Source organism: Curtobacterium sp. Arg-1, from assembly GCF_025643395.1.
Taxonomy (GTDB): Bacteria; Actinomycetota; Actinomycetes; order Actinomycetales; family Microbacteriaceae; genus Curtobacterium; species Curtobacterium poinsettiae.
The window spans coordinates 3505335-3521599 of sequence record NZ_CP095731.1; the positions used below are offsets into that span (position 1 = coordinate 3505335).

Annotated in this window: 11 protein-coding genes and 1 pseudogene; 5 read left to right on the plus strand and 7 right to left on the minus strand. The window is 70.0% G+C overall.

Going from position 1 to position 16265, the window contains the following annotated elements:
• Nucleotides 1-54: 54 nt before the first annotated feature.
• The gene (locus tag MXD64_RS16815; protein ID WP_263136835.1) at nt 55-918 is read right to left on the minus strand and encodes a prepilin peptidase; all 864 of its coding nucleotides are present in this window, start codon (nt 916-918) and stop codon (nt 55-57) included.
• 239 nt (nt 919-1157) lie between these two features.
• Between MXD64_RS16815 and MXD64_RS16820 the strand changes: the two genes are divergently transcribed.
• Nucleotides 1158-1553 carry a VOC family protein gene (locus MXD64_RS16820; protein ID WP_017885546.1) on the plus strand — a complete coding sequence of 132 codons (396 nt, stop codon included), beginning with the start codon at nt 1158-1160 and terminating at the stop codon, nt 1551-1553.
• 129 nt (nt 1554-1682) lie between these two features.
• On the opposite strand, the pseudogene rpoC reads toward MXD64_RS16820, so the two are convergent.
• From rpoC to MXD64_RS16850, 6 genes and pseudogenes are all read right to left on the minus strand, one after another.
• Nucleotides 1683-5565: pseudogene (gene rpoC, locus MXD64_RS16825) on the minus strand (DNA-directed RNA polymerase subunit beta').
• A gap of 44 nt (nt 5566-5609) precedes the next feature.
• Nucleotides 5610-9098 carry a DNA-directed RNA polymerase subunit beta gene (gene rpoB / locus MXD64_RS16830; protein ID WP_017885548.1) on the minus strand — a complete coding sequence of 1163 codons (3489 nt, stop codon included), beginning with the start codon at nt 9096-9098 and terminating at the stop codon, nt 5610-5612.
• Nucleotides 9099-9516: 418 nt separating this feature from the next.
• Entirely contained in the window at nt 9517-10116 is a 600-nt protein-coding gene (locus MXD64_RS16835) for a hypothetical protein (protein WP_017885549.1), read from the minus strand.
• Between the two features lie 332 nt (nt 10117-10448).
• A complete protein-coding gene (locus MXD64_RS16840) occupies nt 10449-11132 on the minus strand; it encodes a response regulator transcription factor (RefSeq protein WP_042537513.1) in 684 nt (227 codons plus the stop codon).
• Nucleotides 11129-12397 carry a sensor histidine kinase gene (locus tag MXD64_RS16845; RefSeq protein ID WP_263136838.1) on the minus strand — a complete coding sequence of 423 codons (1269 nt, stop codon included), beginning with the start codon at nt 12395-12397 and terminating at the stop codon, nt 11129-11131. Before MXD64_RS16845 ends, MXD64_RS16840 begins: the two co-directional genes overlap by 4 nt.
• Nucleotides 12394-12915, minus strand: coding sequence for a hypothetical protein (locus MXD64_RS16850; RefSeq protein ID WP_214563204.1), 522 nt, complete (start codon nt 12913-12915; stop codon nt 12394-12396). Before MXD64_RS16850 ends, MXD64_RS16845 begins: the two co-directional genes overlap by 4 nt.
• A 131-nt stretch (nt 12916-13046) precedes the next feature.
• Between MXD64_RS16850 and MXD64_RS16855 the strand changes: the two genes are divergently transcribed.
• From MXD64_RS16855 to MXD64_RS16870, 4 genes are all read left to right on the plus strand, one after another.
• Nucleotides 13047-13889, plus strand: coding sequence for a spermidine synthase (locus MXD64_RS16855; protein WP_017885553.1), 843 nt, complete (start codon nt 13047-13049; stop codon nt 13887-13889).
• Nucleotides 13890-13997: 108 nt separating this feature from the next.
• The gene (locus MXD64_RS16860) at nt 13998-14771 is read left to right on the plus strand and encodes a DUF308 domain-containing protein (RefSeq protein WP_139179594.1); all 774 of its coding nucleotides are present in this window, start codon (nt 13998-14000) and stop codon (nt 14769-14771) included.
• A gap of 140 nt (nt 14772-14911) precedes the next feature.
• Complete coding sequence (locus tag MXD64_RS16865; protein WP_052481644.1) at nt 14912-15742, plus strand: hypothetical protein; 831 nt, start codon at nt 14912-14914, stop codon at nt 15740-15742.
• Entirely contained in the window at nt 15739-16230 is a 492-nt protein-coding gene (locus MXD64_RS16870; protein ID WP_071250131.1) for a SprT-like domain-containing protein, read from the plus strand. The genes MXD64_RS16865 and MXD64_RS16870 overlap by 4 nt, the downstream gene beginning before the upstream one ends.
• Nucleotides 16231-16265 lie beyond the last annotated feature (35 nt).

Consider the following 16265-nt stretch of genomic DNA (forward strand, 5'->3'; position numbering starts at 1 on the left):
CCTTCCCCGTGACCGTCTTCGGGTCGGTCTGGTGAGGCAGCGCGTGACGAGGCGTCAGGCGAGTCCGAGCAGGCGCAGGTAGCCATCCCACGCGGGCGCACCGACGGCGATGCCGAGCCAGGCACCCGCGAGCATCCAGGGGCCGAACGGGATCCCGCTCCGGCGGCCCGCCCGGCGCACGGCCAGGAGGACGACTGCGAAGGTACCGCCGAGCAGGAACGCGGCGGAAGAACCCACCGCGAGGGGTCCCCATCCGAGGTACGCCAGCACGAGACCGAGCACGCCGGCGAGCTTCACGTCCCCGAGTCCCATCCCGCCGAGGACCGCCAGCGCGAGCAAGAGGTAGACACCGCCGAGGACGACGAGACCGACGATCCCGCGGACCGCGGCGCCCCAGTCCCCGGACACCGCCGATGCCACGAGCAGGAGCACGGGCAACACGATGTACGCCGGCAGCACGATCCGGTTCGGCAGGGTGTGGGTGTCGAGGTCGATGAGCGTCAACGAGATGCTGATCGCCATCAGGTACAGGAGCGCGACGAGCAGGGTCGCCGCGTGGATCGTTCCGGGAACACCGTCCGGTGCCGCCGACGTCGACCACGGTGCGAGGACCGAGAGCACGGTCACCGCGACGAACAGGAGGCCCGTGGCGGCCTCGACGAGCGGGTACCGAGCCGAGACGGGCGCGTCGCAGTGACGGCACCGGGCACGCAGGAGGAGCCAGGACACCACCGGCACGTTGTCGCGCCCCCGGATCTCGTGGCCGCAGCCGGGGCAGGAGCTGGCCGGGGCGACGACCGACAGCCGGGCGGGGATGCGGTGCACGACGACGTTCAGGAGCGACCCGATCGCGAGACCGAGCAGACCGACCAACGCGGTGACGAGGGGCAGCGCCGAGGTGGACACGGTGCCGGTCACCTCCCCGTCGGGGTGCCGTCGGTGCGGTCTCGCTGCGGTCGTTCGGGTGCACATGACGACCAGCCTCACGGACCGCGGACCGCTCCGTGGCCTCAGACCGGCAGTCGGTGGAGGACATCGGCGCGATGCCGCCTGTGGAGGAACACCGCGACGAACGACACCAGGTCGACACGGGCCGGACAGCGCGAGGCAGCGGAATCCCTCTCGACGCGCGCCCCCGCCCGGGCACATGATGAGACATGGACATCACGAGCGTGACCGTGGGGCTGCCCGTCACCGACATCGAGGCGTCCTGCCTCTGGTACGGCGCGGTCTTCGAGCGCACCGAGCCGGACCTCGAACCCGAGGACGGCGTCGCCGAGTACGAGGTCGGCGGCATCTGGATCCAGCTCTACGTCGACGAACAGGCCGAGGAGAACCCGGTCAGCGTCCGCTTCGGCGTCGACGACGTCGCCGCGCAGCACGCACGCATCGGCGCGCTCGGCATCGACATCGGCCCCGTCGAGTGCGTCGACGGCGCGGTCGACTGGTTCGACGTCCGCGACCCCGACGGCAACGTGCTGAGCCTGTTCTCGCTGGTCGACGAGACCGGTCGCGGCTCCGGCCGCGACAACGGCGCGGGCCGCGCGCTCTAGCCGCGACCCCACGGCGGACGGGAGGCCCGTGGCGGCCGGGCACCGTGCCTCCAGGCCGTCACGTGGTGACGACACGACGAAGGCCCCGCCTCCTTGCGGAGACGGGGCCTTCGTGGGATCACATCAGGCTCAGTTGTACGTGCCCGGCGTGAAGTCGTCCGACGAGAAGCTGTCGAAGTCGACGAAGCTCAGGTCGGCGTCCGAGAACGACGAGTCGTCAGCGAAGATGCGGTTGGGGTACCGCTCCGCCTTCGCCTCTTCGGTCGCGTTCACGTCCACGTCACGGTACCGGCTGAGGCCCGTCCCGGCAGGGATGAGCTTACCGATGATGACGTTCTCCTTGAGGCCGACGAGGTGGTCCTGCTTGCCCTCCATGGCCGCCTGCGTGAGCACGCGGGTGGTCTCCTGGAAGGAAGCGGCGGACAGCCACGACTCGGTCGCGAGGGACGCCTTCGTGATGCCCATGACCTCCTGGCGAGCCGAGGCGGTCTTGCGACCCTCCTGCAGCGCCGCACGGTTCAGCGCGTTGTAGCGCGACCGGTCGACGAGCTCACCCGGCAGCAGGTCGGTGTCGCCGTGGTCGACGACGGTGACCTTGCGGAGCATCTGGCGGACGATGACCTCGATGTGCTTGTCGTGGATCGGCACACCCTGCGAGCCGTAGACGTCCTGCACACCGTTGACCAGGTGCTTCTGGACCTCTCGGACACCCTTGACCCGGAGGACTTCCTTCGGGTCGACGGTGCCGGCGATGAACTGCTCGCCGAGCTCGACGTGCTGGTTGTCCTCGATGAGGAGCGTCGCACGCTTGAGCACCGGGTAGATGAACGGCTCGTCGCCGTTGTCCGGCGTCAGGATGATCCGACGGCCCTTGTCCGTGTCCTCGACGACGACGCGGCCGGGGGCCTCGGCGATCGGGGACGCGCCCTTGGGCGTACGGGCCTCGAAGAGCTCCGTGACACGCGGCAGACCCTGGGTGATGTCGTCGGCCGAGGCCGAACCACCCGTGTGGAAGGTACGCATCGTCAGCTGGGTACCGGGCTCACCGATGGACTGCGCGGCGATGATGCCGACTGCCTCACCGATGTCGACCAGGTTGCCGGTGGCGAGCGAACGGCCGTAGCACTTCGCGCAGACACCGACGGCCGACTCGCAGGTCAGGACCGAGCGCACCTTGATGCTCTCGACACCGGCTGCCAGCAGCTTCTCGAGGAGCACGTCACCGACGTCCTCACCGGCCTCTGCAACGACCGTGCCCTTGGCGTCCACGGCCTCGGTGGCCAGGGTGCGGGAGTACACGGTGTTCTCGACGCGCGGGTCGCGGACGAGCTTGCCGTCGGCGTCCACGGTCGCGATCGGCAGCTCGAGGCCACGCGTCGTACCGCAGTCGTCCTCGCGGATGATGACGTCCTGGGAGACGTCGACGAGACGACGGGTCAGGTAGCCGGAGTCGGCCGTACGGAGCGCCGTGTCGGCCAGACCCTTGCGAGCACCGTGCGTGGCGATGAAGCTACTCCGCCACGGTCAGGCCCTCGCGGTACGAGTTGATGATCGGGCGGGCGATGATCTCGCCCTTCGGGTTGTTCACCAGACCACGCATACCGGCGATGTTGCGGACCTGCAGCCAGTTACCACGAGCACCGGACGACACCATGCGGTTGATCGTGTTGTCGACGGGGAAGTTGTCCCGCATCTCCTGTGCGATCTCGTTGGTGGCCTCGGTCCAGATCTTGATCAGGTCGGCGCGACGCTCGGAGTCGGTGATCAGACCCTTGTCGAACTCGCCCTGCACCTTGGCGGCCTGGATCTCGTAGCCCGCGATGATCTCCTTCTTGCGAGGAGGCGTCACGACGTCCGACAGGGCGACGGTCACACCGGAGCGGGTGCCCCAGTAGAAGCCGGCGTCCTTGATCCGGTCCAGCGCAGCGGCCGTCTCGGTCTTGGAGTAGCGCTCGGCGAGGTCGTTGACGATCGCGGAGAGCACGCCCTTGTCGGTGACCTTCTGGACGAACGGGTAGTTCGCCGGCAGGGTCTCGTTGAAGAGCGCACGGCCCAGGGTCGTCTCGAGCAGCAGCGTGTCGCCCTGCTCGTAGCCCTCGGGGGCTTCACCCTCGGCGAAGTGGACACCCGTCATGCGGATCTTCACCATCGCGTTGAGGTGCAGCGTGTGCTGGTCGTTCGCCAGGATCGCCTCGGCCACCGACGAGAACGCACGGCCCTCGCCCACGGCGCCCTCGCGGACGGTCGTGAGGTGGTGCAGACCGATGATCATGTCCTGTGCGGGCAGGGTCACCGGGCGGCCGTCGGACGGCTTCAGGATGTTGTTCGAGGCGAGCATCAGGATGCGTGCCTCGGCCTGGGCCTCGACCGACAGCGGCAGGTGCACGGCCATCTGGTCACCGTCGAAGTCCGCGTTGAACGCAGCACAGACGAGCGGGTGGAGCTGGATGGCCTTGCCCTCGACGAGCTGCGGCTCGAACGCCTGGATGCCCAGACGGTGCAGCGTCGGCGCACGGTTCAGCAGGACGGGGCGCTCGCGGATGATCTCCTCGAGCACGTCCCACACCTGCGGACGCGAACGCTCGACCATGCGCTTGGCCGACTTGATGTTCTGCGCGTGCGACAGGTCGATCAGGCGCTTGATGACGAACGGCTTGAAGAGCTCGAGCGCCATCTGCTTGGGCAGACCGCACTGGTGCAGCTTCAGCTGCGGGCCGACGATGATGACCGAACGGCCCGAGTAGTCGACACGCTTGCCGAGCAGGTTCTGGCGGAAACGACCCTGCTTGCCCTTGAGCATGTCGCTCAGGGACTTCAGGGCGCGGTTGCCGGTACCCGTGACCGGACGTCCACGACGACCGTTGTCGAACAGCGCGTCGACGGCTTCCTGCAGCATGCGCTTCTCGTTGTTCACGATGATCTCGGGAGCACCGAGGTCGAGCAGGCGGCGGAGACGGTTGTTGCGGTTGATCACACGACGGTAGAGGTCGTTGAGGTCCGACGTGGCGAACCGGCCACCGTCGAGCTGCACCATCGGGCGCAGCTCCGGCGGGATGACCGGCACGACGCCGAGCACCATCGCCGCCGGCGAGTTGCCGGTGGCGAGGAAGGAGCTGACGACGCGCAGACGCTTGATCGCACGGATCTTCTTCTGGCCCTTGCCCTCGGCGATCTGCAGACGCAGCGCCTCGGCCTCGGCGGCCAGGTCGAACGCCTCGAGCCGGAGCTTGATCGCCTCGGCGCCCATGTAGGCGTCGAAGTAGATCCCGAACCGGTCCTGGAGCTCGTGGAAGACGGCGTCCTCGGGCTTGAGGTCGCCCACCTTGAGGTTGCGGAAGTCCTCCCACACACGCTCGAGACGGGTGATGTCCTCGTCGAACGACTTGCGGACCTGGGACATCTCCTTCTCGGCGGTGTCCTTGGTGCGGCGCTTGACGTCGGCCTTCGCACCCTCTTCCTCAAGGGCTGCGAGGTCGTCCTCGAGCTTCTTGAGGCGGTCGGCGATGATCGAGTCGCGCTGGCCCTCGAGGGTCTTGATCTCGAGACGCATCTCGTTCTCGAGACCCGGCATGTCCGCGTGACGGCCCTCTTCATCGATGTCGATGATCATGTACGCCGCGAAGTAGATGACCTTCTCGAGGTCCTTCGGCGCCATGTCGAGGAGGTACCCGAGGCGCGACGGGACGCCCTTGAAGTACCAGATGTGCGTGACGGGGGCAGCGAGCTCGATGTGGCCCATGCGCTCACGACGGACCGAGGACTTGGTGACCTCGACGCCGCAGCGCTCGCAGACGATGCCCTTGAACCGGACACGCTTGTACTTGCCACAGGCGCACTCCCAGTCGCGGGAAGGACCGAAGATCTGCTCGCCGAACAGACCGTCCTTCTCGGGCTTCAGGGTGCGGTAGTTGATGGTCTCCGGCTTCTTGACCTCGCCGTACGACCACTGACGGATGTCCTCGGCGGTTGCGAGGCCGATCCGAATGGCGTCAAAGGAAGTTGCTTCGAGCAATGTTCTTCTCTCTTGCTGATTCAGGCTTCGATGTACGGGCGGGATCAGATGTCGTCGACGGAGGACGACTCGAACCGCGAGGAGATGTTGATGCCCAGCTCCTCCGCAGCGCGGAAGACCTCGTCATCGTTGTCGCGCAGGCTGACCGCCTGGCCGTCGGCCGAGAGGACCTCGACGTTCAGGCAGAGCGACTGCATCTCCTTCATGAGGACCTTGAAGGACTCGGGGATACCGGGCTCCTGGATGTTCTCGCCCTTGACGATCGCCTCGTAGACCTTCACGCGGCCGAGGATGTCGTCGGACTTGATCGTCAGGAGCTCCTGGAGGGCGTAGGCGGCGCCGTACGCTTCGAGCGCCCACACCTCCATCTCACCGAATCGCTGTCCACCGAACTGCGCCTTACCACCCAGCGGCTGCTGCGTGATCATCGAGTACGGACCGGTCGAACGCGCGTGGATCTTGTCGTCGACCAGGTGGTGCAGCTTGAGGATGTACATGTAGCCGACCGAGACGGGCTCCGGGAACGGCTCGCCGGAGCGGCCGTCGAAGAGCTGCGCCTTGCCGGACGAGCCGATCAGGCGCTCGCCGTCGCGGTTCGGGAGGGTCGAGTCGAGGAGGCCCTCGATCTCGCGCTCGTACGCACCGTCGAACACCGGGGTGGCGACCTTGGTGCCGGGCTCGGCGCTGTGCGCTGCCTCCGGCAGGTTCTCGGCCCACTCCTGGATGCCCTCGACGTTCCAGCCCTGCTTGGCGAGCCACCCGAGGTGGATCTCGAGCACCTGGCCGAAGTTCATGCGGCCGGGGACGCCGAGCGGGTTGAGGACGATGTCGACGGGGGTGCCGTCGGCGAGGAACGGCATGTCCTCGACCGGGAGGATGGTCGAGATGACGCCCTTGTTGCCGTGACGACCGGCGAGCTTGTCACCCGCGGTGATCTTGCGCTTCTGGGCGATGTAGACGACCACGCGCTGGTTGACGCCCGAGCCGAGCTCGTCGTCGCCGTCCTGCGAGTCGAACACCTTGACGCCGATGATCGTGCCCTCTTCACCGTGGGGCACCTTGAGCGAGGTGTCGCGGACTTCGCGCGACTTCTCGTTGAAGATGGCACGGAGCAGACGCTCCTCGGCGCTCAGCTCGGTCTCGCCCTTCGGCGTGACCTTGCCGACGAGGATGTCGCCGGGGCGGACCTCGGCACCGATGCGGATGATGCCGCGCTCGTCGAGGTCGGCCAGCAGGTCCGGGCTGACGTTGGGGAGGTCACGGGTGATCTCCTCCTTGCCGAGCTTGGTGTCGCGGGCGTCGACCTCGTACTCCTCGATGTGGATCGAGGAGAGCGTGTCGTCCTTGATGAGGTTCTGCGACAGGATCATCGCGTCCTCGTAGTTGTAGCCCTCCCACGGCATGAACGCGACGAGGAGGTTCTTGCCGAGCGCGAGCTCGCCGTTCTCCGTCGCGGGACCGTCGGCGATGACCTCGCCCTGCTCGACGCGCTCGCCTGCGGAGACGATGACGCGGTGGTTGTAGCTCGTGCCCTGGTTGGAGCGGTCGAACTTGCGCAGGTAGTAGGTCTGCGTGCCGCCCTCGTCGAGCTGCAGGGTGACGGCGTCGGCCGAGACCTCGGAGACGACACCGGCCTTGTCGGCGGTGACGACGTCGCCGGCGTCGATGGCCGTGTAGCCCTCCATGCCGGTGCCGACGAGCGGCGACTCGGAGCGGAGCAGCGGGACGGCCTGACGCTGCATGTTCGCACCCATGAGGGCGCGGTTCGCGTCGTCGTGCTCGAGGAACGGGATGAGCGACGTCGCGACCGACACCATCTGGCGCGGGGAGACGTCCATGTAGTCGACCTCGCCCTTGGCGACGAGTTCGACCTCGCCGCCCTTCTTGCGGACGAGCACCTTGTCGTCGGCGAAGTGGAAGTCGTTCGTCAGCGGGGCGTTGGCCTGCGCGACGACGAAGTCGTCCTCTTCCGAAGCGGTGAGGTAGTCGATGGTCTTCGTGACCTCGCCGTCGACGACGCGACGGTACGGGGTCTCGATGAAACCGAACGAGTTGATCCGACCGAACGACGCGAGCGAGCCGATCAGGCCGATGTTCGGGCCTTCCGGGGTCTCGATCGGGCACATGCGGCCGTAGTGCGACGGGTGGACGTCGCGGACCTCGACGCCGGCACGCTCACGGGACAGACCACCCGGGCCGAGGGCCGACAGGCGACGCTTGTGCGTCAGACCCGCGAGCGGGTTGTTCTGGTCCATGAACTGCGACAGCTGGGAGGTCCCGAAGAACTCCTTGATCGCGGCGACGACCGGACGCACGTTGATGAGCGTCTGGGGCGTGATCGCCTCGATGTCCTGCGTGGTCATGCGCTCGCGGACGACGCGCTCCATGCGGGACAGACCCGTGCGGACCTGGTTCTGGATGAGCTCGCCGACGGCGCGGATGCGACGGTTGCCGAAGTGGTCGATGTCGTCCACGTCGAGGCGCAGCTGCACCGGCTCGCCGTCACGGATGCCGTCGATCGTGGTGCGCTCGGCGTGCAGCGACACCAGGTACTTGATCGTCGCGACGATGTCCTTGACGGTGAGGACCGAGTCGGACAGCGGGGCGTCCATGCCGAGCTTGCGGTTGACCTTGTACCGGCCGACCTTCGCCAGGTCGTAGCGCTTCGAGTTGAAGTAGAAGTTGTCGAGGAGCGCACGCGCGGCCTCGGCAGCGACCTGCTCGCCCGGGCGGAGCTTGCGGTAGATGTCCTTGAGCGCCTCTTCCTTCGTGAGGACGGCGTCCTTCTCGAGGGTCGACTCGATCGACGCGAAGCCCTGGAACTCGTCCATGATCTCTTCGCTCGTCAGGCCGAGGGCCTTGAGGAAGACGGTCACGGACTGCTTGCGCTTGCGGTCGATGCGCACGCCCACCTGGTCGCGCTTGTCGATCTCGAACTCGAGCCAGGCACCACGCGACGGGATGATCCGCGCCGAGTAGATGTCCTTGTCGGAGGTCTTCTCCTGCTGGCGCTCGAAGTACACGCCGGGCGAACGGACGAGCTGCGACACGACGACGCGCTCGGTGCCGTTGATGATGAACGTGCCGCGCTCGGTCATGAGCGGGAAGTCGCCCATGAAGACCGTCTGCGTCTTGATCTCACCCGTCATGTGGTTCATGAACTCGGCGTTGACGTACAACGGAGCGGCGTAGGTCTTGCCGCGCTCCTTGCAGTCGTCGATCGAGTACTTCGGGTCCTCGAGCTCGGGAGCCGTGAACGAGAGCTGCATGGTCTCGCCGAGGTCCTCGATCGGGGAGATCTCCTCGAAGATCTCCTCGAGCCCCGAGTGCAGCGCGAGGTCGGTGCGACCCTGCTCCTGCCCTTCGGCGAGGCGGGCCTTCCAGACGTCGTTGCCGACGAGCCAGTCGAAGCTCTCCGTCTGGAGTGCGAGCAGATCAGGAACCGTGAGGGTGTCCGTGATCTTGGCGAACGAGAGTCGCGAGTGGTTGCGACCGTTCTTGGGGTTGGTGGATGCGTTGGGCGCAGCAGCCAAGGGTGTGACCTCCGGTAGGCCCCGTCGGGCCGACACTGACGAGCAGTGTGTAGGTGAGTGGATTGATCGCTCGGCGAACCCTGAGAGTGCAAGCCCTGCGACCACGCCGACGCGTGCCTGACGCGGAACGTCGGTGCACGTGTGGGATGATCTCCGTGAGCGGTACCCGCCGCCATATACGGGTCCGGCTGCACCAGGGCGAGATGAGTTTCTGTCTCAGAACTCTGCGTCGACCGAAATATGACGACACGGATGCCAGGGAGCGCGAACTGTCATCATAGTTCGCTCCGCGGCGTGCTGTCCAGTCCCGGCTTGACCGGATTCGGCAGTGGCGTGTATAAGCCGCCGGACGCCGCTTCCATTCCCCTGCGCAGGCAGCCGAGACGCATCCGATGTGCGGCCCGGACGCGCCCCCTGCTCAGCCCAGACGCTCGCGATCGACGCGATCCGCGCCTCCCGGCCCGCCCGGCAGTCCGGCCAGCGCACGGAACGCGTCCTCGGGACGCCGCGTGCGGACGAACGTGACCCGCCCCCGGTCGTCGGTGAGCTCGATCCCGAGCCCCGGCGTGAGGATGAGCGCCCGCACGCCGCGACGGATCCGCAGGCCGACCCCGCCGTAGGTGGCCGCGTCCGCCTCGACCAGACGGACGTCGGTGATCCGCCGGCGCGCGATGCGCCGCGGCGGGAGCGGACGGAAGTGCAGGGTCACGTGCCGCTCGGTGACGGTGAACCCGGCACGGGCGAGGACGAGCAGCAGTCCGAGGGCGACGGCGAGCAGTCCCGGCACCAGGAGCGCGACCTCGGGTGCATCGCCCGGCCAGCCGAGCACGGCGGCGGACAGCCCGGCGCCGGCCACGAACAGCGCGGTGCCGACGACGCGCATCCAGGTCGGCGCCGCCTCGCGGTCGGCGTGGAACGGCCTGGAGGCCCGGATCGCCCGGGTGGGTCGGCTCCCGGACCGGTGGGGGTCCGGGGTGGTGCGGCGTGTGGTGGGCACGCTCATGGTGTCGGCGGTCATGACGGAGGTCTCCTGCGGCGGATCAGCAGTGGTGCACTCGTCATCGGGTGCGGTGCGTTCGACGGCCAGCGCGCGCGGGTGGCCGGAGGGGTGGCGCGCAGCAGCACGCCGACGGCGCGCACGCTCGAGCGGTGGGGGCGCTCACGGGCACGTCGTGGTCACGGTGTCCGGGCGGACGCGTGGGGTGTGGGGCACCCACGCATCGACGCTCGGGCGTCGTGACGACAGGCGTCAACGGTAGGCGACGAGTCTTGGCGTCCGCTGGCCGTCGATGTGCACGCATCCACCTGTCCCGAGTGCGTCACCCGGGGACGACGTCGGGCTGCCGACGGTCAGCGCAGGACGCGGGCGACGGCCTCGGCGCGGGTGCGGACCCCGAGCTTCGCGAAGACCTGGTTCACGTACGACTTCACGGTGGGCACCGTCAGGAACAGCTCGGCGGCGATCTCGGGGTTCGTCCGGCCGTCGGCGATGCGCTCGAGGACGTCCACTTCGCGCGGGGTGAGGTCCGGGAACCGCGCACCGAGCGCCGGGCCGGGATCGGGCTCCGCAGGCGCAGCAGCAGGGCCACCGGAACCGGCACCGGCACCGGCACCACCGACGAGGTGTGCCACGAGCCGCGCTCCCACCGTCGCGTCGAAGGTCGACTGCCCCGCGGCCACCGCACGCACCGCGGCCGCGATCTCCGCCCGCCCCGCGTCCTTCGTCAGGTAGCCACGCGCCCCGGCCCGCATCGCGGTGACGATGGAGTCGTCGTCGGCGTACGTCGTCAGCACCAGCACCGCGACCCCGGGGTGCTCGGCGACGATCCGTGCGGTGGCGGTCGGCCCGTCGACGCCCGGCATCCGCAGGTCCATCAGGACGACGTCGGGTGTGTCCCGGCCGACGGCGGCGATCGCCTCGGCCCCGTCGGCCGCCTGCCCGACCACCCGCAGGTCTGGCACGAGCGACAGCACCGTCACCAGGCCGTCGCGGACGATGGCCTGGTCGTCGACCACGAGCACCCGGATGGTCACGAGCGGTCGTCCTCGGCGACGACCGCCGCGTCCGCGTCGTCCGCAGTGTCCGCCTCGCGCGTGCCGTCGACGGGCAGGTGCATGGCGACGACGAACTCGTCGTCGGAACGCTCGGCCTCGACCGTGGCCTCGCTGCCGAGTTCCGCGAACCGCTCGCGCATCCCGAGCAGCCCCTGGCCGCCGCTCGGCAACGGGTTCGCCACGACGACGTCCACGGCGTCGCCGTCCCGGATCACGGACAGGGACACGGGGCGGCCGGGGGCGTGCCTGCGGGCGTTGCTGAGGGCCTCCCGGACGACCTGGACCACGGCGGCACGGTGGGCGTCGTCGAGGACCGCGAGTGTCGCGTCGCCCTGCACCACGACCTCGCCGCCGAACGAGCGGTGCGCGTCGACGAGGGCCGTCAGGCCCGCCCCGCGGTCGGCGGACGGACTGGAGGCACGGGTCGGCTCCGGCTGGTCGGGCTGCGGTCGGTGGGTCCGGGACTCGTCGGGCGCCGGTCGTCCGGACGGCGGCTCGTCGCGGAGCGCGTGCACCGCACGCCGCGCCTCGGCCAGACCGTCGGCGGCGAGCGCGCGGGCGTCACCGGCACGGCGGGTGGCCTCGTCGACGCGGCCGGCCTCGAGCAGGGCCTCGACCGCGTCGAGCTGCAGCACCAGGCCGCCGAGCGAGTGGGCGAGGACGTCGTGGATGTCCCGGGACGCCCGCGACCGGTCGGCCAGGAGCCGTGCGCGCTGCTGCTGGCGCTCGGTCTCGCGGGCCTGCGCCGTCGTGAGCCGCGCCTGCCGACGACTGAACCCGACGAGCACGCCGAGCAGCAGCCCGCCGCTCACGCCGAGGACGAACTGCACGGACGTCTGCTCGATCGTCGCGGTGACGGCGACCACCACGACTGCGGCGAGCGCGGCGACCGCGGCCGTCCAGACCGGCAGGCGGAGGTCGGCACCGAGGACGACGAGCCCGACGATCACCGGCACGACCAGCAGCGAGTCGGTCGGCACCACGGTGGGCGATCCGGCGGCGACCATCACGCCGGCTGCGGCGACGAGGACCCGGGGTGTACGTGCCCCTTCGCGGACGGCCCAGGCGGCGAGCGCAGCGGCCCCGAGGACCCAGACCCACGCGGGGTGGTGGAGCAGGACGCCGTTCCGGACGAACCAGAAGGCGACCACGGCGATGCCCACGCCGTTGAGCAGCCACGAGACGCCGGAGCGGGACCGGACCCCGGCGGGGTCGGTCCGCTCCGGTTCGGTCGGCAGGCTCACCGCACCATCATGCCGCGGCCGACGGTCGCCGGGCGGTCGGTCCCGCGAGGGATGCGCTGGTCGACGACCAGGGCGCGGGCGGCTCGGTTCAGGGCGAGCACGAGCAGGATCGTGCCGGTCGAGGTGAGCAGGTGTGCTCCGAGGTGGCCGCCGAGGACGTCGAGTCCGATGCGGGCGGCGATGAGGACGATCCAGAGGCCGGCGCCGAGCCAACCGGTGCGGGACTGCAGGGTGCGGCCCTTGGCGTCCGGCGTCGTGACGGTACGGAAGCGGGTCATGGCCCCCATCGCCAGGCCGACGGCGACGGTGAGCAGGGCCTCGAGTCCGAGGAACACGACGTCGGTGGTGGTGACGGTCGTCGTGGTCTGCGCGAGGACGACCACCCCGACGATCGCCATGACGAGCGGACCCCGCCAGATGCGCGCCGGGTCGAGGGACCGCCAGGTCGCCTGCCGGTACGCCAGGAGGCCGACGAGGGCGAGGCCGATGAGCACGTTCGCGAGGAGCTGGACCGACATGGTGTGCCTTTCGAAGTGGTCCGGCGGGGCCTTCCCGACCGGTGTGATCAGCCTCGTTCCGGGTGTCCCCCGGGCACACCAACCAGGGGTGGGGACGCGGGTGGTGATCGCGGTGGTGTTCCATTGACCGCATGGCTGATGCGTTCGACGGGTTCCGGATCGGTGCGGGGTACTCGGTGGTGGAGCCGGACCGGCACCGGCCGGGGTCCTTCACCCTGGTGGTGGACGGCACCCCCCAGTCGCACGTGGACCTCGAGGACCCGACCCACCTGGCGTTCGAGTACATCCGGCGGATCGGGCACGCGATCGACCTGCTGCCCGACGGCCCGGTCACGGCGCTGCACCTGGGCGCCGGGGCACTGACCCTGCCCCGCTACGTCGCCGTGACGCGTCCGGGTTCGCGGCAGCAGGTCATCGAGCTCGAGCGCGACCTGGTCGAGCACGTGCGCGAGGCCCTGCCGTTCCCCCGCGGCGCCTCGATCCGGGTGCGGTACGGCGACGCCCGCGAGGTCCTCGGCAAGCTGCCCGCCGGCCTGCGCGGCACGGTGGACCTGGCGGTGGTGGACGTGTTCGGCGGTTCGCAGATCCCCGCCCACGTGACGAGCGTCGAGTTCTACCGCGAGGTCGCCGCGTTCCTGTCGCCGACGGGCATCGTCGCGGTGAACGTGGCCGACGGCGCCGGGCTGGCCTTCGCCCGCGGACAGGCGTCGACCCTGCAGTCGGTGCTGCCCTCGGTCGCCGCGGTCGCGGACACCGGGATGCTCAAGGGCCGACGGTTCGGCAACATCGTGCTGCTCGGCTCGCCGACCGACCTGCCGGTGGCGGACATGCCCAGGCGGTACTCGTCGGACCCGATGCCGGCGAAGGTCGTGCACGGTGCGGAGCTCCGCTCGTTCATCGCCGGAGCGCCGATCGTCACCGACCAGACGGCGGTCGCGTCCCCCGAGCCGAACCGGAGCGTGTTCGGGGGCTGACGCCCGCGCGGGGCCTCGCCGGGGACGGACTTCGGGCGTTCGGCCGGTCCGGCTGTCAGGATGGTCTGAACGACCGCGCAGGTGCGCGACCGAGCGATGGGAACCCTGATGACGAACGACGACCGGAACGACCAGGACCGGACGGGCGACGGCCAGGCGCCGAGCTGGGGCGAAGCCCCGCAGCAGCGGCCCGACGCCGACGCCCCGCGGTACGGCGAGCGGGTGGACCCGACGCCGACCTCGACCCCGCAGTACGGCGAGCAGTACGGGCAGGGCCAGCAGCAGTACGGCCAGCCGAACGGCGAGCAGCAGGGTCAGTACGGGCAGCAGCAGTACGGACAGCAGCAGTACGACCAGCCGTCGAGCACGCCGAGCTGGAACGACCAGCAGCGTCACGAGCAGGGCCACGACCAGCAGCCGTACGCCGCCGCGCCGTCGCACTCCGGTGCCCCGGCCTGGCAGAGCTACGACGAGCCGAAGCCCAAGAAGAAGACCCTCGGTGTGGTGGCGTTCGTCCTCGGACTCGCCGCGCTCGTGATCGGCGTCATCGGTGGGTACGTGATGGGGTCGGCGCTCGCCAACAGCGACGCGATCAACAACCTCGTCCCGAGCAGCGGTGCGACCCCGGACCAGCAGGAGCTGCAGCGTCAGCTCATGAACGACCCGGCCGTCATCTCGCAGATCGGTGTCGGTGCGGTGATCGCCGGCGTCGCCGCGATCCTCGGGCTCTGGGCGCTCGTGCAGGGCATCATCGCCGCCGTGACCAAGCGTGGTCGCGGCTGGGGCATCTTCGCGATCGTCCTGGCCGTCGTCGCCACGATCGCGACGCTGGTCACCTACGTCGGCGTGGCCGCTGCCGCCGCGGTGGCCGCCAACTCCTGATCGACCGCTCCGGACGGCCCGTCGTGCTCCGGCACGGCGGGCCGTCGGTCGTTCCGCCGGGCACCCCGGACCGCCGCACCCGCGCAACCTGAGCGCGTCGCACCGACGGCTCCCGGCAGACCGCGGCTACCCTCGAACCGATGTCCCTCCCGCCCGACGACCGCCAGCTGCCCGACCCGTCCGACCGTTCCCGTGAACCGCGCCACGCGGCTCCCGTGACGGCCGGGGTCAGCCCGGGCAGCACCTTCGCGCCCATCAGCCTGCGACCCGCGGTCGACGTCGACGCCGTGCACCAGCGGCTCCGCGACCTCGGCCAGAGCCGCAGCACCGACGCCCTCGCCGAACGGGCCGAGCTGCTCCGTCTGCTCGGTCGTCTGGACGAGTCGCTCGTCATCGCGGAAGAGGTGTTCCGTCTCGCGATGTTCACCGGGGAGCGCCAGGACAAGGTCGCCGCACGGATCCGTCGTGCGCACGTCCTGCACGACCTGGGGCGCCACGACCGCGCCGCCAACGAAGCCGCCATGGCCCGCGACACCGCCGCCACCGAGGAGTGGCCGGAACTCGAAGGTGCCGCCGCCGAGATCGAGGGCTGGTCTCTGTTCGAGAACGACCGCTTCGACGAGGCGCGCGCCGCCCTGTCGCGGGCGTACCAGGCCTTCCGCCAGGCGGGGGCGCCGTCGGAGCGCACCGACGCCCTGCGCACCGCGGTCGAGGCCGCGATGCGTGCCGCCATCACGCACCCGGCGGAACCGTCGGACAAGCCCCGGACGGCCCGCGAGGTCGCCGCCCGTCGCGCCGAGGACGACGAACCCGTCACCCGCGTCGCCGAGCCGGTGAAGCAGGTCCCGCCGATCCGCCGTCGCGTGCTCGGTGCGCCCGACGCCGCGCGGACCGAGGCCGACGACATCTGGGGTCGGATCGCGGCCCGGGCAGCGAAGAAGGGCCAGGCCGACCCGCGCGCCGAGCAGTGACCGCGCTCGAGACCGTCCGGCTCCGCGCCGAGGCCCTGATCGCAGAACACCTCGGCGCCGGCACCTGGGCGTTCGGGTTCGACCACGCGAAGACCCGTGCCGGCCAGTGCGACTTCGCGCGGAAGCGGATCACCGTGAGCCGTCACCTGGCCACCCGGTTCTCCGACCACGACGTCGAGCAGGTCCTGCTGCACGAGGTCGCCCACGCCCTCGCCGGCGCACGGGCGGCACACGGACCGAAGTGGAAGCGCACGGCCGCGTCGATCGGGTACACCGGCTCCCGCCTGCACGACGGGCCGATCGCCAGCGAGCTCGCACCGTGGATCGGCAGCTGCCCCGCGGGCCACGAGCACTTCCGGTACCGCACCCCCACACGCCCCCTGGCCTGTGCCCGCTGCTCCCGACGGTTCGACGCCCGGAACGTCATCACCTGGCGGCGCCGGACCGCGGACGACGACGCGGCCACGATGGCGTCGACTACCGCATGAGGTGCCCGACGCACGGAGGCGCGCCGGTAACCCGT